This window comes from Actinoplanes sp. CA-051413, assembly GCF_050955795.1.
Classification (GTDB): domain Bacteria; phylum Actinomycetota; class Actinomycetes; order Mycobacteriales; family Micromonosporaceae; genus Actinoplanes.
Genome location: NZ_CP192100.1, coordinates 3,733,923 through 3,751,633 on the forward strand (window position 1 = coordinate 3,733,923; position 17,711 = coordinate 3,751,633).

Here is a 17,711-nt window from a genome sequence, read left to right on the forward strand (position 1 = left end):
CCAGGAACGAGATCATCACAGGGAGCGCAGCCCACTGAGGAGCCGCTGGAGCACGGCGGGGGAGGAGTCGCGCCTGCCCTCGGCCGGCCCGCCGGTGCTGATCAGGCCGGCCGCGCGCAGCTCGCCGAGCAGCAGCCGGGTCGGCCCGAGCGGCAGGCCCAGGTGCACGGCCATCTCGGGCAGCGCGATCGGCTGCCGGGACAGCCGCAGCGCCGCCTGCTGGTCGGCCGACAGCCCGTCCGGGGCGGTGACGCCGGGAGCACAGTGGATCATCGTGCTGAGCTCGAAATCGTGCGGCACGGTGGACCGGCCGCCGACCCGGGCGTACAGGCGGACCAGCGGGCCGGCGTCCTCGTCGTACCATGCCTCGTCGGAGATCGTCACGATTGCATCACCGGCTCCAGGTCGTCGAGCGTCGGTTCCTCACCGGTCACCTGCTCCGCCGGGTCGGCCGGGGCGGGGCTGATCAGAGCGGGCGGGACGGTCACCTCGGCGGCCAGGCCACCGTCGGCGCCGTTGTGCAGTTCCACCGCGATGCCGTGGCGGGCGGCGAACCGGCCCACCGCGTACAGGCCCCACCAGGTGCCACCGGCCGGCGGATCCTCCTCGGCCATCACCTGAGCCGCCCTGACCAGGTCGTCCTCGTCCATCCCGGGCCCGACGTCGGTCACCATGAGGCGGTAACCCGACTCCTGCGCCGAGCCGGTCACCCGTACCCGGGTCTCGGCCGGCGCGAACATCGTCCCGTTCTCGATCAGCTCGGCCAACAGGTGCATCAGGTCGGTCACCGCGGCCCCGGCCAGCAGGACCGGCTCGACCTGGGAGGTGGACACCCGGCCGTACTCGCTGATCTCGGACGCGGCACCGCGCACCACCTCGCCGATCGGCACCGGGTTGCGCCAGCGGCGGGCCGGCGTGCCGCCGGCCAGCGTGATCGACTTCTCCAGATTGCGGCGCATCCGGTTGGCCAGGTGGTCGGCCCGGAACATCTCGCCCAGCGTCTCGTCGTCCGACTCCCGCCGGGCCAGCGTGTCGAGCAGCCGCAACTGCCGGTGCAGCAGGCCCTGGTTGCGGCGTTCGAGGTCGCGCAGCAGCGGTTCGAGCCGGGTCGACGGATCCCCGGCCGCCCGGTCGGCGCCCGGCCGGCGTTCGCCGCCGGAAGCGGTGGCCCGGCTGCGTGACCGGCGCGCCACCAGGAGTACGGCGATGACCGCGATCAGCCCGACCCCGCCCACCACCCCCGCCCGCACCACGGTCACGACCGCATGCCCGGTGGCCGCGTCCGCCGCCGCCCGGGTCCCGCTCGCCTGCAGTTCCCACAGCCCGGTGTTGACCTGGTTGTACGCCGCGGACCAGTCCGGCGCGCCGCCGGTGCCCGCCAGCAGCCGGCTCTCGGCCGCGGCCAGCCGGGTGTCAGCGGCGAGCTGCTGGTACTGCGTCGCCGTGGCGGCGGGCAGGTCACTGCCGGCCGCTGCGAACAGGCTGCGCCGCGCGCCGGACAGGGTGGACACCCGTACCCGGTCGGCCTCGGTGAGCCCGCCCCGGCGCCCGGCCGTCGCGACCAGGTGGGCGTCCTCCTCGGCCAGCAGCTCGCGGGAACGGCTCAGCGCGGACAACCCGGCGGAGGACCCGGCCAGCTGGTCGGGGAAGACCGTCGGCGTGCGTACACCGGCCGGGTCGATCAGCGCGGTGTACGAGTCGACCGCCCGCTCGCGCACCACCTGCCCACCGTCCACCGCGGCCCGTACGGCCGGCAGCCCGTCGGTGCGCTCCAGCAGCTCGTCGGTCTGCCGGGTGGCGTCGGTGTCGGCCAGCCACGTGATCCAGCTGTCCCGGGTCGTCCGCAGCTCCTGCCGGCTCCGATCGGTACGGGCGCGCTGGGCAGCCAGCTCCGGGCCCGCGGGCGACTCACCCGCCGACAGCCGGCGTTCCGCCTCCAGGGCGAGCACCAGGGTGCCCAGCGGCCGGCTCAGGTGGTTCGCGGTGAGCCGGGCCGACATCACCTGCACCGCCTCAGTGACGGCGGGTACGGCGGCTGCCGCCCAGAGCGCGACCAGCAGCGCCAGGCCGGTGATCACCTTTGTCCGCGTGCTCATCGTTGCTCCCCCGTACCGATCAGGGCCCGCAGCCGGGTCAGCAGGGCCTGCCGGTCGGTGACCCCGAGACGCTGCCGGATGCGGGCCATGTGATGCTCCACGGTCTTGGCCGAGAGGTAGAGCCGCTCGGCCACCTGCTTGTAGGTCAGTCCGTCCAGGACCAGGGCGGCGACCTCGCGCTCGCGTTCGCTGAGCAACTGCGGGCCGCCCTCGCCGGCCCGCGAGCGGGTGCCCGCGGCCGGGGCGGACTCGTGCGGCCCGGCGATCCGTTCCTGCAACGCGCGGGCACAGTCGAGCAGCAGGGTCATCGCCTTGCGGTCGGCGGTGCGGATCGCCGCCTGACCCACCAGCCGGGCGCCGTCCCCGGCCAGCCCGAGTGCGCTCAGCCCGCGGGCCGCGGCGACCACCGCGTCCGGGTCGGCGGTGTCGGTGAGGACGTCGACCCACTGTGCGGCGGCTGCCGCGGCTGCCTCCGTGTACGGGCTGAACCCCCGCATGCCGGCCAGGGCCTGCGCGTGCCCGGTGGCCGCGTCGTGGTCCTCGACGAGGATCGCGGCGTGCAAGCGGCTCCAGCGCAGCGGCGCGCTCCACAGGGGTGGATCGCCCAGCGCGGACAGCAGCAGGTCGGCCTCGGCCAGCTGCCCGGCGACCCGGTGCTGCTCACCGAGCCGGGCCGCGGCCACCGCGAGCTCGCCCAGCGGCAGCAGGGTGAACAGGTCGACCGGCTGGCCGATCAGCGCGTGACAGGCGTCCGGCCAGGCACTGCGCAGCCCGACCAGGTCGCTGGCCCGGCGGCTCAGCCCGACCTGCAGGGCCGAGGCGAACAGGCGGTCGCGTCCGCGCCGCCCGGGGAGCAGCGTCGCTCGCGCCTCGCCGATCCGGCCGCGCAGCAGCAGCGTCCAGGCTTGCAGCAGCCGGTGCCGGTCGGCCAGCAGGGTTCCGCCGGTCGCCGCCTGGACCGCCCGGGCGAGCAGCGCGTCGGCGGTGTCCAGCTCGGCGCTGTGCAGGGCGATCGTCGCACCGAGCGCGGCCGGGCTGTCCGGCAGCAGCACGGCCGGACCGGCCGGCTCGATCATGGTGGCCGCCTGCACCAGCGCGGACAGCGCCGCGGTCGGGGTGCCCCGGACCGATTCGGCCATGCCGCGGGCCATCAGCGCCGCGGTTGCGCTGAGCGAGGTCGGCGGCTCGCCGGTGCCCGACGCGTCCAGAGCCTCGGCCTCGGCCGGCCGGCCGATACCGATCAGGGCGACCGCGCCGAAGCCGGCCGTGACGGTGGACGGCGACCACTGGTACAGGGCGGCGGCCTGGGCGGTCTGCCCGCGATGGGTGAGCACCGCCGCGGCGACGTACGCGGCCTCGGCGCGTTGCTCCGGCGTGCCCGCCGCCAGCGCCTGATCGGCCAGCCGGGACGCCTCGTCAAGATCCCCGGCCAGTGCCGTCGCCAGGGCCCGGCGGGCGGCAGTGGTGCGGCCCGCGCCGGCCGCCGCGGCGAACAACCGCGCGGCCAGCTCGGGGTCGTCACCCAGAGCCTCCTCGCCGGCGGCCTCGTAGACCTTGCCGAGCCCGGTGCCCGCCGTACCGGGAACCAGGGCGCCCTTGCTGTCGCCGGCGTCGCCCAGCAGGGGCCGGACCAGTGGCAGGACCGGCCCGCCGCGTTCCAGCTGCAACCCGGCCAGCCGCTGCCGCACGTCGATCCGGTGCCCGATCGGGCCGAGCGCGGCGATCGCCTGCCGGGCCAGCGGCACCAGCGTGCCGTCAGCGGCCAGCAACCCGGTGGCCCGGCCCGCGTCGACCAGCCCGGCGACGGTCTCGGCGTCCCGCTCGAGCAGCGCCGCGACCAGCTCGAAGGAGAGTCCGGCGCCGGCCTCCACGGCCAGCAGCAGGGTGCGCAGATCCGGATCGAGCTCGTCCAGGTCGGCCGCGAACGCGCTCAGCGCGGCGACCGGCATCCGGCGCGCGGCGGCGTCGGCCTGGGTGAGCGCGTCGGCCACCCGGGTGACGTAGCGCGGCACCCCACCGGTCCGCTCGGCCACGAAGGCCACCAGGTCGGGGGACGGGTCCGGGACGACAGCGGCCAGCCGCGAGTGGATCTCCCCGGCGGTCAGCGCGGGCAACTGCACCGGGCGCCGCGCCCGGCGCAGCACATCGACCAGGGCCGGCAGGCCGGCCGGGCGAGGCCACGGACGGTACGCGACCACGATGCGCGCCTCCGGCCGTTCCGCGTACGCCCGCAGCTCGTCGAGCCGGGCCGCGGGCAGCCGGTGCGCGTCGTCGGCCAGCAGCACCTGGTCACCGCTGGCGTCGACGGGCCGCCACGGGGTGACAACCGTGATCCCGGCCCGCTGCCAGACCCCGGCCAGCTCCCGCAGCAGCGCGGTCTTGCCGAAGCCACCCGGCGCGCCGACCACGGCCTGCAACGGCGCGAACGGGTCAGCGGCGACCTCGGCCAGCAGGTCAGCGGCGGGGGAGCCGGCCACGGAACCGGTCAACATCGGTGTGCTCATCGCTCGCCCGCCCGCACCGCGGCGACGTCGACCGGCGGACGCGAGGGCCGGTCCTGCGCCCGGTTGTCCCGGCTGATCTCCGGCCACGACGTCAGGCCGCCGCTCATATCCGGCTGTCCGGCTGCGTCCAGCAGACCCGCCACGCCCGGCAGCTGACCGCCCGCAAGGTGCGCGTCGGGCAACCGGCCGTCCAGCAGCTGATAGCCCGCAGGCTGCCCGCCCGCCGACTGACCGCCCCGCAGTTGACCGCCCGGCAGCTGACCGCCGTGCAGTTGACCGCCCGGCAGCGGGCCGCCCAGCAGTGGGCCGCCGGGCTGGTGGGAGTCCGGCTGGTGACCGCCCGGCTGGTGGTTGTCCGGCCGCTGGGCGGCGATGGCCGCGCGCGGGGCGCCCGGCGGCGGGGCGGGCCGGCGCACCAGAGGCCGGACGGCGAGCGCGGCCCCGGCGGCCACCGTCATCGGCGGATCGGGGTCGCGCAGGACCGGCACCGGGAAGGCCGCGGACAACAGATCGGACACATGTGGATATACGTCGTCGGAGCCTCCGGCGATCAGCACCGCGACAAGATCACCTCGGGTGGCGCCGCAGCTGCTCACGGTGTGCAGGGCCAGGTCCACCGTGGACTGGATGACCGCCCGGGCGTCGGCCGGCGTCGCGTCGCGCAGGTCGAAGCCGCTGACCTCGGCCATCTCCGCGCAGCCGAGCAGTTCCAGCCGGCCCGGGGCGTGCGACACGACGACGGAGATCTCGCAGGTCGAGCCGCCGATCCGGTACACCAGCAGCATCCCGCCGGCGGCCGGCACCCGGCCCGCCGCCTGGTGGGTCTCCACCACCGCCCGGGCCCGGGTGACCAGCGCCGTCTGAGCCAGGTCGGCCTCGCCGAGCGCCGAGTGCACCAGGTGCAGCCGCCCGTTGCCCCACACCGACGGGTACGCCAGGGCGATCCGCTCGGGCGGCTCGTCGAGCTGCTGCCACACCCGGTCGACCACCCAGCGGGCCATCGCGGCGACCAGGCCGTGGGCCGGGAAGTAGTCGTCGCCGAACAGCATCGGCAGGCTGTCGCCGACCCGGTGCAGATAGCCGCCCACCGAGGTCGCGGCCGGCGCCCGGCCGTGGTCGGCCGGCACGACGTCGCCCTCCGGGGTCAGCACCAGCCCTGAGCTGACCGTGCGCGAGCGCAGACCCAGCGTCACCGGCTGCGCCGGGCCCCAGCCTCCGGCGGCACCGTCGGTGCGCCGGCAGACGGCGGCCTTGGTGGCGCCGGCGCCGATGTCGATCCCCAGGACGTAGGGCACGTCGTTACTCCTCCATCACCGACGGCCATTACTGCGGGTGTGACAGCGCGGTGGGCGTCATTCGGCCGGATAGGTCCACATGTTCGTACCAGAAGACCGCTCGCGGATCGTCCCCCAAAAAATCATGCCGCCGAATCCCCTAACCCCCTAACGCCCGGCCCCCGGGAAGCACCGATCGGCCGGGACCGGTTGGGGGAACCAACCCCGATGCCCGCGCCGGCCGGCCTCCGTACGGTTTGCTGCGGTGCCGGATCCCGGCGCCAGTGACCGGTCTCTGAAGGAGCCTCATGGAAGCGTCCCCGACGTTGCAGGATTTCGTCCTCAACCTGATCTACGACCCGGCCGCCCGTTCGGCCTTCGAGCTCGACCCGGAGACCGCGCTGAACGCGGCCGGCCTGGCCGACGTCACCGCGGCCGACGTGCAGCAGGTCATCCCGCTGGTGGTCGACTCGGCCCCGGTCACCGGCCTGTACGGCCTGGCCGGCGCCGACGACCTCACCACCGGGGTGGCCAACCTGGACGTGGCCGGCGCGGTGTCGCAGCTGCAGGCGATCACCTCGCAGGTGGCCGTCATGCCGGGCCAGGTGGCCGGTGACCTGAACGTCGCCAACACCCTGGCCGGCGTGAACGCCACGGTGCTCACCGTGGCCGGCGACGACGTGGTCGGCGGCTCGGTGCTGTCCGGCAACTCGCTCGGCCTGACCGGGCTGGGCGGCGGCGTGACCTCGGCCGTGCCGGTCGGGGTCGGCGGACTGTCCGCGGGCAACGACCCGGCCCTGCACCTGGACAACACTGTGGTGGCCCCGATCGAGCACAGCGTGACCAACGTGGTCAGTGGCGTGGACCAGGTGGCTCCCGGCGTCGACGCCGGCCCGGTCGGCATCCTGGACGGTGGCCTGGGCACGGTCACCAACCTGCCCGCATCGATCCCGCTGGATCATGTGCCGGACCTTGACGTCGCCGGGGTCGGCGGGGCAACCTCTTCGGTCGGGTCCCTGATCAAGCCGGATCTGGGCCACGTCCTGCCGCACGACCCGGTGCAGGGCCTCGACAGCACCCTGACCGGCGTCGGTGGCGCCGCGCACGATGTCACCAGCGGCGTGCTGCACAGCGTGACCCACCCGGCCGAGGACAGCGAGCCGTCGCACGACCTGCTGGGCGGGCTGCACCACTAACGTGCCCCGCGGCACCGGTCCGGGTCGGGCGACACGACGACGAGAGACTGGGCGGACACGAATTGGGCGGGAGCGAATGACGCGATGGGAGGCCGGACCCACGGCCTATGCGGGTCCGGCCTCCCTCGTCCCGCAGAGCCCGGTCCCGGCCCGTGCGGCCGAACCGGATCCGCTGCGGGCGGCCGGGGCCCTGTGGTGGCTCGACGTCCTCGACTCCACGATCCGTACGTGCGCCACGCACGGCCGGTCCGAGGTCGCCGAGTGGCTGTCCCGCCGGCGCGCGCAGCTGCTGCGGCCGGAGTTGCGGGTGCTGGTCGTCGGGGCCGCCCACCAGGGCAAGAGCCAGCTTATCAACGCTCTGATCAACGCCCGGGTGTGCGCGGTCGACACCGCGGGCGGCACCACCGTGCCGGCCGTGGTCCATCACGCCGAGTCACCGGCCGCGCAGCTGATCCGCCGGGGCTCGCCGAGCGCCGAGTGGACGGCCGAGGTCGGCCTGCAGGACCGGGTCCCGCTGGGCCTGGAGGCCCTCGACAGCGCGATCGCCGAGGCGGCGGCCCGGTTCCCGGCCGGCACCCCGGTGCACGCCGACATCGCGGTGCCCCGCTCGCTGCTGGCCGGCGGCCTGGTGCTGATCGACACCCCGCCGCTGCCCGGCCTGCCCGCTTCGGCCGACCGGGCGGTGCGCACCGCCAGTGACCTGGCCACCAGCGCCGGCGCCGACCTGGTGCTCTACGCCTGCGAGGCGGGCCGCGAGCTGACCGACGCGGACCTGGCCGTGCTGCAGGACCTGGCCCGGTTCTTCCCCGGCCTGCTGGTGGTCTTCACCAAGACCGACTACGCGATCGACTGGCGGCGCAACCTCGCCGACAGCCGCACCCGGCTGGCCCGGGCCGGGGTGCCGGCGGCCACCACCGCCGTCTCCGCCACTCTGCGGCTGCACGCGTTGCAGGCCGGCGACGCTGCGCTCAACAACGAGTCCGGCTTCACCGACCTCATCGTCCACCTGCAACAGATGGTGGCGGCCAAGCCCGACCGGCTGGCCCGCGACACGGTCAGCCGGCTGGGCCGGATCGCCCTGGAGGAGCTGGCCGGCCCGCTGCGCGACGAGCTGGCGGCCCAGCAGAACGCGGGCCTGCCGGACGCGGTGGCCCGCCTGCACACCACCCAGCGCCGCCTCGACGACCTGCGCAAGTGCGCTGTCCGCTGGCAGAACGCGCTCTCCGACGAGGTCGGCGACCTGATGTCGGACATCGAGCACGACCTGCGCGAACGCACCCGGGCGGTGCTGACCGAGTCGGACGAGTTCTTCGCCACCGCCGACCCCGCCAAGGCCTGGGACGAGTTCGAGCCCTGGCTGCGGCAGTCCCTGGCCGACCTGACCGGGACCAGCATGACGTGGCTGGCCGAGCGGATCGAGTGGATGGCCCGCCGGGTCGCCGACCAGTTCCCGCCCGAGGCCGGCGAGGTGCTCCCGCCGTCCGCGCTGGTCTCGGCCGAGGAGCGGACCGACGGGGTGCCGGGCCTGGACGCGCCGCCGGTGGCCAAGTTCACCCCCGGCCAGAAGCTGTTCATCGGCCTCCGCGGCTCCTACGGGGGTGTGATCATGTTCGGCCTGGCCACCAGCCTGGCCGGGATGTCGCTGATCAACCCGATCTCGATCGGTGGCGGCGCGCTCTTCGGTGGCAAGACGATCCGCGACGAGAGCAAGTCGCTGCTCAAGAAGCGGCAGGTAGAGGCCCGCAACGCGGTCCAGCGGCACGTCGACGACATATTCGTGGGCCTCAACAAGGAAGCGCGTGACACCGTACGCCGGGCCCAGCGCGCCCTGCGTGACCACTTCACCGCGGTCACCGAGGATCTGCAGGAGATCGTCATGGAGTCGCTGCGCAACGCCAAGGCGGCGGCCGATCAGGACGTCGCCGCCCGGGAGCAGCACGCCCGGCGGCTCCAGCAGGAGCTGGCCGTGCTCGTCCAGTTGCACTCCCAGGCCCGGGCGCTGGGCGGCCGCGGATGATCAACGAGGAGGAGTTCGAGCAGCGCACCTACCGGCTGCTGAACGAGGCGGCGCACGTCTACCGGGGCAATCAGCCGGCCGCCGCAATGCTGCGCTCCACCCTCGACCGGCTGGCCGACCCGTTGCGGCTGGCCGTGACCGGACCGGCCCGCTCCGGCGTCTCCACTCTGGTCAGTGCGCTGATCGGGGAGGGTCTGACCCCGGTCGAGCTGCCCGGTGAGCAGCTCGCCAGCGTCACCTATCGGGACGGCACCCAGCCGCGGGCCTGGTGGCAGGACGAGCGCGGGACGCCGTACGAGATCCCGGCGGTCCGCACCGCCCACGGCCTGCGGCTGGTCCCGGACGGCCGGCACGCCGGGCGCCCCGACGGGGCGCGCCGCGCCGTCGTGGAATGGCCGAGCCGGGTCCTGCGCCGCACCGAGCTGATCGACACCCACCTGCCGCTGCCGCAGGTCCAGCAGACCGCCGACGCGGTCCTCTACGTGACGCCCCAACTGGGCGAGGCCGACCTGCAGGCCCTGCAGGCGGCGCGGGGCATCCGCGGCCCCTCGGTGTTCCCGGTGCACACCATGATCGTGCTGTCCCGGGCCGACGCCACCGGCGGTGGCCGCACCGACGCCCTGCTGACCGCCAAGCAGGCGGCCCGGCGCCGCCGCCGCGAGCCCCGGGTCGGCGCGCTGTGCCAGGACGTGCTCGCCGTCTCGCCGCTGATCGCGGCAGCCGCCCGCACCCTGCGTGACGACGAGTTCCGGGCGATCGCCACGATGGCCGCCCTGCCGCGGGCCGATTCCGAGGCGCATCTGCTCTCCACGGACCGGTTCACCGCCGCCGACGCGCTGCGGCCGGTCGCCGCCCAGCAGCGGGCCCAGTTGCTGCAGCGCTTCGGCCTCGGCGGCATCCGGCTGGCGATCACCCTGGTCCGGACCGGCTGCGACCACGCGGCCGTGCTCGGCGAACGGCTGCAGGAGCACAGCGGCCTCAAGGACCTGCAGGCCTCGATCGCCGAGCTCTTCACGGCCCGCCGGGTCGCGCTGCGGGCCCGCTCGGCGCTGACCATCCTGGACCGCCTGCTGCGCACCCAGCCGGTGCCGCCGGCCGTCCACCTGCTGGCCGAGCTGGAGCTGCTGCTCGCCGACGCGCACGAGTTCCGCGAGTTGCGCCTGCTCGCGGCGCTGCGCGCAGGCCGGGTCAACCTGCCCCGCGAGTACGCGGTCGACGCCCGGCGGCTGCTCGGCGGCTCGGGCACCAGCCTGGGGGAGCGGCTGGGCATGTCCCCGGAGGCGACGGCCGAGGACACCTGGAGCGAGGCGCACGCCGCCGCCGACCGCTGGCGGGAGCAGGCGCACGGCCGCGACCTCGTCCCGGCCCAGCGCCGGGCGGCGGAGGTGGTGCTGCGCAGCTGCGACATGATCCTGGCCGGCCTGGACACCATCGCGGCACCGGCCGGCCCGGCCGCCTACGCCTGATCCGTGCACTTGCGCTCTTGAGCGCCCGGGGACACCGTGGGACCAGCGATCAGTGTCGATCCGCCGGGAGGCCCCCATGCGCCGCATCCACCTCGTCGTGTTCTCCCTGCTCGTCATGGTGGTCGCCGTCGCGCCGCCGGCGGCCGCCGAGCCGTCCGGCGCCGGGCTCTCGGAGCAGCGCCGCCTGGCCGACCGGCGGTACGTGGCGACCGGCGACCGCGCCTACGAGGTCGGGGCCGAGGACGGCAGCTACCCGGCGACGGGCTGGCACATCCGCGGCGAGATGGGCGGCTTCTGGAGCCCGCCGATCAAGCTGCTCGACGGCCTGTGGTTCGCCGTCGACGGGCAGTGGCTGAGCGCGACCCGGTTCACCAGCGGCGCCGGCTTCGTCCAGATGGAGCTGGCCGGTCCCGGCGGTTCGCGGATCCGGCGTACCGACGTGCTGCCGGACGGCGGCCGGGCCGCGCTGGTCGGATTGACGTTCAGCGGGCCCGCGCGCCGGATCACGCTGGCGGTGGACGCACATTCGGAGTTGCTTCCCGCGTACCCGTGGGGCTGGACGACGCCGGGCGCGCAGGCGGTCAACCTGAGCGACACCGGTGGCTTCGACGGGCGCAACCTGGTCTTCCGGGAGACGGCCACGGGTGAGCGCCCGCACGACTACGCCGCCGTGGTCGGCAGCTCCCTCACCCCGGACAGCCATGAGCTCGGCCCCGGCCATCGTGGCCCGCAGGAGCCCGCCGTGGTGTGCCCGGAGGCCGATCCGGCGCCGGCACGCTGCGACGACGGCCCGTACGGCCGGGGCACCGGCGGCCGGCTCACCTACACGCTCGATGTGCCGCGCACCGGGCGTACGGTCTGGTTCACGGTGGCCGGCTCGGACGACGGTGTCGCGGCGGCCACCGCCGAGTCGCAACGCGCGCTGCGGGCCCCGGCCCAGGCGCTGTCCAGCAAGCAGGCCGACCGCGCCCGCGTCGCCGCGCGTAGCCGGGTCGACCTGCCCGGCGACCGGCTGTTGCAGCGCAGCGTGGAGTGGTCCAAGCAGAACCTCGCCGACTCCGTGCAGGAGGCACACGCCCTGCGGGTGTTCGCCAGCCAGGAAGGCACCCAGTACCCGCCGCCGGCCGGCACCGTCGAGGTCGCCCGGTGGGTCGGTGCGGGCTGGCCGGACTACCCGTGGATCTTCGCCACCGACGCCGAGTACACCGCGTTCGCGTCGGTGGCGGCCGGGCAGTTCGAGCCGATCAAGGCGCACCTGCGGGCGCTGCGCGACATCAGCGAGATCGTCAACGGCCGGTCCGGCAAGGTGGTGCACGAGGTCACCCCGGACGGCCAGGTGTACTTCGGCGCCAACGACGATCCAGGCAACACCGACGAGAGCGCCAAGTTCCCCAGCACGGTGGCGCTGATCTGGCGGTGGACCGGCGACGACGCGTTCCGCGACGAGATGTACGACTTCGCCGTGCGAGCAATGCGGCACGTGATCGCGCTGGACGCCGACGCCGACGGCTGGCCCGAGGGCTCGGGCAACGTGGAGCGGCCCGGCATGGGAGCGGAGAAGCTCGACGTGGCGGTCTACACCATCCGCGGGCTGCGCGACCTGGCCGACCTGGCGAGCGCGCGCGGCGACCGGGCCACCGCGAGCTGGGCGACCACCCAGGCTCAGCGGCGCGAGCGGGCCTTCGAGCCGGCCTGGTGGTACGGCGGGGACGCCGACGCGTACGCCGACTCGCTCAGCGATCCCGGCAACGGCAAGGTGTTCCAGCGGCACTGGACCGGCCTGACCCCGATGGAGGCCGAGTCACCCGCCGGGCCGCTCGCCGCCACCGGCCACGCCCACGCCGCGCTGGCCCAGCGGGAACGGGACTGTTACACCGGCGAGCTCGGCCTGTTCCATACCGGCAGCGGCCCGACCAGCGCACCGGGTGGCAACACCGGCCCGTCCTGCGACAGCGTGGTGTCCGGCGTACCCGCCGAACGGGCCACGTTCTCCCTCAACACTGCCGTGATGGCCGTCGCCGAGGGCAACTACGGCCGGCTCGGCCCGCAACGCCGCTACACCACCGGCAACGCCCGCATCCAGCTCGACCCGTCGGTCTGGGAGATGCCCGGCGCGATGCCGGAGGTGGCGCCGTCACCGGACTTCGTGGCCAACATCGAGCGGGACTTCCTGAGCCGCTCCAGCGTGCTGCAGGCGTGGGGCGCGTACGGGGTGCTCTGGCCGGTGGTGCACCAGCAGCTCGGCGTCGACCCGGACGTCGGCCGCGGCCGGCTGTCGGTGGTGCCGGCGCTGCCGCCCGGCCAGGACCGCATCGCCGGACACGACATCCGGCTCGGCCGCGGCTCACTCGACGTGACCGCGACCCAGACCGCCGGCACCCTCACCGTCTCGGTCCGGGCGGCGCTGCGGGCGAAGCTCACCATCGGCGTGGTCCTGCCGGCCGGTGCGTCGGTGACGGGGGTACGGCTGGACGGCAAGCCCACGGCACACCAGCAGCGCAGCACCGCCCGCGGCACCGAGGTGCTGGTCCCCGCGGGTACGGGCGGACGGCACACCCTGGAGGTGAAGCTGCGCTGACCTCAGCCCGGCTCGTTGCTCTGCTCCACCGCTTGCGGACTCGTCGCCCGCCACTGCCCGTCGTCGACCGGCTGCGAACGCTGAGCCAGCCGCAGGAGCGCGGCAACGGCACCGTCGGTCAGCGACGATCCGCTGTAGCCGACGTACGCCACCACGCCCGGCGCCGGCTCCCAGGCCAGGGAAGCGTTGCCACCGAAGACCGGCGACACCACGGCCGGGCGGTCACCGACCTGCCCGGCGGCGGTGGCGTGGGCCGCGTACAACTGGTCCTCGAACCCGCCGCCGCGAACGACCCCGGTGTAGGCCAGGCCACCGCCGAGCGCGGCCTGCTCGCCCAGCGTGGCGCTGCCGTAGCGGATCTCATGGATGGCGGGCGGCCGGTACGGGCCACCGCCGGCCACCGTGTAATCCGCCGGCGGCTCCTTGATGACCGGCCGGCTTTTGGCGACGCTGGTGCGGGCCGCGATGGTGATCAGGGCGGGCTCGGGCAGGTCGCCCCGGATGCGGGCCCATGCACCCCCGACCGGCCAGGTCACCGAGTCCGGGCCGGCCTTACCGGCCTTGCCCCCGACCTTGACTGAGCTGGCGCCCGTGGGGGGTGCGGCGACCGGGAAGGTGACCACGGCGCCGTGCCGGCCGAGTGAGCCGTCGGAGCGGCGGACGACGACGGTCCATAGCCCTTTGTTCGCCGTGGGGTCTCGGCGGTCCAGGCTTGCGCCGCCGCGGGCGCAGCCGACGATCAGCGCGACCGGCACGACGACCGGGGCGCGGTTCGGTGCCGGGCAGGACGGGCCGGCGGTCGGCGGCACCCGGCCGGATGCCGCGGGTGGGACCGGTGCGCGACGGTGGTCGAGGACGATCGCTACGGTCCCGGCTGCGAGGGCCGCCAGCACGACGACACCAGCCACGAGCAGCCGGCGGGACGGCCGCCGGGGTGGCTCGCCGGGGCCGAAGGTGACGATGTCGATCACCGGTCCAGTATGGGGGCCGGCCGAGACCGACGATGCCCCGCCGCGGCGCCGCTCCAGCACGCAGGACCAGCCGCCGCTGGCCCGCCGGTGAGCAAGGGGCCGGTCAGAGCCGCCGCACGCGCATCACGCAGGTCAGCATCGGCAGCGTGAACTCGCCCTCCGCCGTCTCGGGCCGACCGGCGAGGAAGGCGCGGATCCGGCCGAGCGTGGCCGCCCGCTCCCGCTCCGGCATGGTGAGCAGCCCGGCCCGGGTGGCCAGCGTCGCCACCAGAGAGTCGGCGGTGCGCCGCTGCGCGTGCGGGAAACCCTCCTGCTCCGGCGACCCGAACCGGGCGGCGGCCCCGCCGGTCCTCGGCAGGTGGGCCTGGCCCGTCTCGGCACGCCAGGCAGCAGGGGTGTCCCGCGGGCCGATGACCGCGCTCCCGCTGACCCGGGCCAGCCCGGCGACCCAGTCGACGCTGTCGTCCAGCACGTTCCACAGCCCGGCGAGGACCCCGCCCGGGGCGAGGACGCGGGCGATCTCCGGTCCCGCAACAGCCATGTCGAACCAGTGCATGGCGTTGCCGGCCAGCACAGCATCCATGGAAGCGTCCGCCAGCGGGATCTTCTCCGCGCTCCCGGACATGGCACGCACCTCCGGCGCGGCGAGGCGAAGCTCGGCCAGCATCGCCGGGTCCGGCTCCACCGCGGTGACGTCGGCGCCCACCGCGGCCAGCGTGCCGGTGAGCTTGCCGGTCCCGGCCCCCAGGTCGAGCACCCGCCGCCCGGGCGCGAGGTCGAGCGCCCAGCGGACCGCTTCCTGCGCATAATCCGGCCGGTGCTCGGCGTACGCGGGTGCTGCCGAGCCGAAGGATGAGGAGAGCTGGTCGGAGTCCATCAGCTCAGCGCCGCGCTCGCGGCCCGCAGCTCCTTCAGGGCCGCCAAGGTGTACGGCGCGAGATCGTCCTGGTCGCCCTCGGACCACTCGGCGTATCCCCGTTTGAAGGCCAGCACGCCCAGCTCGCCCGCGAGCGCTGCGGTCGGGTCGGGCACTCCACGGGCGATGAGGGCCGTCGTCATGGCGGCCGCCAGGCTGACGCTCTTGAGGGCGTCCCGCTCCTGCAGCTCGGTGCTGGCGGCGACGGCTGCTTTCAGGCGGGGGCCGAGCTCGCGGTTGGCCGGGCCCAGGGCGCTCGAGGCGCGCTCGAGGCCGGCGGCGATGGCGTCCAGCGGGCTCGCGCCGGCCGGTGCTTCGGCGATGCCCTCGGCCAGGAGCCGGCTCAGCGTTTCCTGGCCGGCCACCAGGAGCTCGCGCTTGTCCGGGAAGTGCCGGAAGAAGGTGCTCTTGGTGACCCCGGCGCGCTCGGCGATCTGGGCGACCGTCGTGGCGTCGTAGCCCTGCTCGGTGAACAGGTCGACGGCAGCCATGACGAGTCGTTCGCGCGCGCCTGGTTCCCATCGGGCCATGGGCCCATCATAGGCGATGGGACTTGTGTCCCATCACTCTGGTAGGGTCATGGGATAAGAGTCCCATCACTCAGGGAGAGTTCCATGCGCGTCTTCATCACCGGTGGCACCGGCCTCATCGGGTCGGCCGTCGTCACCGAATTGCTCACCCACGGCCACACCGTGCTGGCGCTCGCCCGTTCGGACGCCTCCGCGGCGGCCGCCGGGGCAGCCGGCGCCGAGACGCTGCGGGGAGGGCTCGCCGACCTCGACGTCCTGCGGGCCGGCGCCGCGCAGGCCGACGGGGTGATCCATCTGGCGTTCAGCCACGACTTCAGCTCCGCCGAGGCCGTCGCGCGGGCGGTCGCCGAGGAGAACGCCGCCGTCGCGGCCCTGGGCGAGGAACTGGCCGGCAGCGACCGCCCGTTCGTCACCGTCTCGGGCACCCCGTACGCCGAGGGCCGGCCCTCCACCGAGGCCGATCCGCTCTCCACCGATGGGCTGGTCGGCGGTCGCAGCCGCGGCGTCCTGGCGGTCCTGGACCTGGCCTCGCGTGGGGTCCGCAGCACGGCGATCCGCTTGCCACGCACGGTCCACAACGAGGGCAAAGGCGGGTTCGCCGGTCTGCTGACCGACATTGCCCGGCAGACCGGGGTCTCCGGCTATCCGGGGGACGGCACGCAGCGCTGGCCGGCCGTGCACGCGCTCGACGCCGCGGTCCTCTTCCGCCTGGCTCTGGAGGAGGCGCCGGCCGGGACCGCCTGGCACGCGGTGGCCGACGAGGGCGATGCGGTGCGCGACATCGCCGGCGTCATCGGCCGGCGGCTGGGCCTGCCGGTCCAGGCGGTGCCGGCGGAGACCTACGGGCCGCTCGGCGCGATCTTCGCCACCGACCAGCCCTCGTCCAGCGCCCACACCCGGGAGGCGCTGGGCTGGAAGCCGACGCACCCGAGCCTGCTGGAGGACCTGGAGAACCTCCGGCCCTGACGTCATTCGTCGTGCTGGCTCACCAGGTCGCGGCCCAGGGCCGTGGCCCGGTGCACGATCGCACCGCCCTCGCGACGGCTGGAGACCAGCCCGGCGGCCCGAAGCGCGGACAGGTGCTCCGAGGATGACGACACGCTGATCCCGGCCTGCCGGGCGATCGTCGACGTGGTGTGCCGGCCGGGCCGGGCGGCCTGGATCAGCACCACACTGCGGGTCCGGCCGAACAGTCCGGCCAGGGCCGCCGAGCCGGCCGGTCGGCTGTCCAGCTCGGCCGGTGGCTCGACGGGATAGACGATCAGAGCGGGCCGGTCCGGTGCGACCAGCACCCGCGGGCGCGGGCCGGCGAACGGTGACGGCACCAGCAGCAGCCCGTGCCCGCCGAGCCGCACCTCACCGTCCTGCCAGGTGTCGACCTCCAGCACCGGCGCCCGCCACCGGATCGCCCCGTGCAGGCCCGTGAGAACGCCGTCGGCCCCGCGGAGCGCGTAGCGGCTCGCGGCCTCGCCGACGAACCGGCGGTGGGTGCGCTGCAGGGCCGGCCAGTCCGGGGCCAGCACCTGATGGAAGTACGAGCGCATGGCGGTGACCAGCGTGTCCAGCACCTGGGGGTCGGCGGCGGCGAACCGGCGGCGGGCGGCGCTGACCGCCACGTCGGCGTACGCGGCCGACACCTCCGCCCGGACCCGTTTCACCGGCGTCGAGCGGATCGCGTCCAGCCCCTCCTCGATGGATCCCAGCCCCTCCCACGGGGTCATGAAGTCCGGCACGAATCCCTGGGACGGCAGCAGATGGTGCAGCGGCTGCAGCACCGGCGCCGCCGTAGCGACCCGGCGCGCGAGGGCCGGCAGGGAGGCGGCCACGGGTTGCTGCCGCAGGGCCTGGCTGGCCAGCAGCACGGTGCCGGCCGGATGCAGCCGGTCGGCGAACCGGATCTGCGTGAGGTCCGCGGGCCTCAGCCACAGGCGCAACATCCGGACAGCTTGCCAGCCTTTCGGCACCGGCCGAAACCGTTGACCGGCCTGAACGCTTGACCGACCCTGCTGGCGTGGCGGTCGGGCGAGGACGGGGGCAATCGGTGCGGCGTACGGTTCTGATCGGTGTGGTGTGCGGGCTGCTGCTGGCCGGATGTGGCAAGGAACCGGCGGCTTCGCCCGTGCAGCGGCCCACGGCGGGCGACCACAAGCTCACGCTCGACGT

13 protein-coding genes are annotated in these 17,711 nt (G+C 74.9%); 5 read left to right on the forward strand and 8 right to left on the reverse strand.

Annotated elements, in window-relative coordinates:
• Positions 1 to 15: 15 nt before the first annotated feature.
• Genes ACQP2Y_RS17435 through ACQP2Y_RS17450 form a run of 4 tightly spaced genes read right to left on the reverse strand, consistent with a single transcriptional unit; the run spans position 16 to position 5,895 of the window.
• Entirely contained in the window at positions 16 to 384 is a 369-nt protein-coding gene (locus ACQP2Y_RS17435; RefSeq protein WP_433729437.1) for a DUF742 domain-containing protein, read from the reverse strand.
• Entirely contained in the window at positions 381 to 2,096 is a 1,716-nt protein-coding gene (locus ACQP2Y_RS17440; protein WP_433729439.1) for a sensor histidine kinase, read from the reverse strand. The genes ACQP2Y_RS17435 and ACQP2Y_RS17440 overlap by 4 nt, the downstream gene beginning before the upstream one ends.
• Positions 2,093 to 4,588, reverse strand: coding sequence for a LuxR C-terminal-related transcriptional regulator (locus ACQP2Y_RS17445; RefSeq protein ID WP_433729441.1), 2,496 nt, complete (start codon positions 4,586 to 4,588; stop codon positions 2,093 to 2,095). The genes ACQP2Y_RS17440 and ACQP2Y_RS17445 overlap by 4 nt, the downstream gene beginning before the upstream one ends.
• An 8-nt stretch (positions 4,589 to 4,596) precedes the next feature.
• On the reverse strand, positions 4,597 to 5,895 hold the full coding sequence (locus tag ACQP2Y_RS17450) for a hypothetical protein (protein ID WP_433729443.1): 1,299 nt from the start codon (positions 5,893 to 5,895) through the stop codon (positions 4,597 to 4,599).
• Positions 5,896 to 6,182: 287 nt separating this feature from the next.
• Here ACQP2Y_RS17450 and ACQP2Y_RS17455 point away from each other — a divergent pair, with 287 nt between their 5' ends.
• The 4 genes from ACQP2Y_RS17455 (at position 6,183) to ACQP2Y_RS17470 (ending at position 13,131) form a co-directional block, all read left to right on the forward strand.
• Positions 6,183 to 7,070 carry an IniB N-terminal domain-containing protein gene (locus tag ACQP2Y_RS17455; RefSeq protein ID WP_433729445.1) on the forward strand — a complete coding sequence of 296 codons (888 nt, stop codon included), beginning with the start codon at positions 6,183 to 6,185 and terminating at the stop codon, positions 7,068 to 7,070.
• A gap of 76 nt (positions 7,071 to 7,146) precedes the next feature.
• Positions 7,147 to 9,087: a dynamin family protein gene (locus ACQP2Y_RS17460; protein WP_433729447.1), complete on the forward strand. Its 1,941-nt coding sequence runs from the start codon at positions 7,147 to 7,149 to the stop codon at positions 9,085 to 9,087.
• Positions 9,084 to 10,553: a hypothetical protein gene (locus tag ACQP2Y_RS17465; RefSeq protein ID WP_433729449.1), complete on the forward strand. Its 1,470-nt coding sequence runs from the start codon at positions 9,084 to 9,086 to the stop codon at positions 10,551 to 10,553. Before ACQP2Y_RS17460 ends, ACQP2Y_RS17465 begins: the two co-directional genes overlap by 4 nt.
• 76 nt (positions 10,554 to 10,629) lie before the next feature.
• The gene (locus ACQP2Y_RS17470) at positions 10,630 to 13,131 is read left to right on the forward strand and encodes a hypothetical protein (protein ID WP_433729451.1); all 2,502 of its coding nucleotides are present in this window, start codon (positions 10,630 to 10,632) and stop codon (positions 13,129 to 13,131) included.
• 2 nt (positions 13,132 to 13,133) lie between these two features.
• Here ACQP2Y_RS17470 and ACQP2Y_RS17475 read toward each other — a convergent pair whose 3' ends face one another.
• From ACQP2Y_RS17475 to ACQP2Y_RS17485, 3 genes are all read right to left on the reverse strand, one after another.
• Positions 13,134 to 14,102, reverse strand: coding sequence for a hypothetical protein (locus ACQP2Y_RS17475; RefSeq protein ID WP_433729453.1), 969 nt, complete (start codon positions 14,100 to 14,102; stop codon positions 13,134 to 13,136).
• Positions 14,103 to 14,205: 103 nt separating this feature from the next.
• Complete coding sequence (locus ACQP2Y_RS17480) at positions 14,206 to 14,979, reverse strand: class I SAM-dependent methyltransferase (RefSeq protein ID WP_433729455.1); 774 nt, start codon at positions 14,977 to 14,979, stop codon at positions 14,206 to 14,208.
• Positions 14,979 to 15,548, reverse strand: coding sequence for a TetR/AcrR family transcriptional regulator (locus ACQP2Y_RS17485; protein WP_433729457.1), 570 nt, complete (start codon positions 15,546 to 15,548; stop codon positions 14,979 to 14,981). The genes ACQP2Y_RS17480 and ACQP2Y_RS17485 overlap by 1 nt, the downstream gene beginning before the upstream one ends.
• Positions 15,549 to 15,632: 84 nt before the next feature.
• Here ACQP2Y_RS17485 and ACQP2Y_RS17490 point away from each other — a divergent pair, with 84 nt between their 5' ends.
• Positions 15,633 to 16,514, forward strand: a complete 882-nt coding sequence (locus ACQP2Y_RS17490) for an SDR family oxidoreductase (protein WP_433729459.1) — start codon at positions 15,633 to 15,635, stop codon at positions 16,512 to 16,514.
• A gap of 2 nt (positions 16,515 to 16,516) precedes the next feature.
• Here the strand turns inward: ACQP2Y_RS17490 and ACQP2Y_RS17495 are convergent, their stop codons facing one another.
• On the reverse strand, positions 16,517 to 17,485 hold the full coding sequence (locus ACQP2Y_RS17495; protein WP_433729461.1) for an ArsR family transcriptional regulator: 969 nt from the start codon (positions 17,483 to 17,485) through the stop codon (positions 16,517 to 16,519).
• Between the last annotated feature and the right edge of the window lie 226 nt (positions 17,486 to 17,711).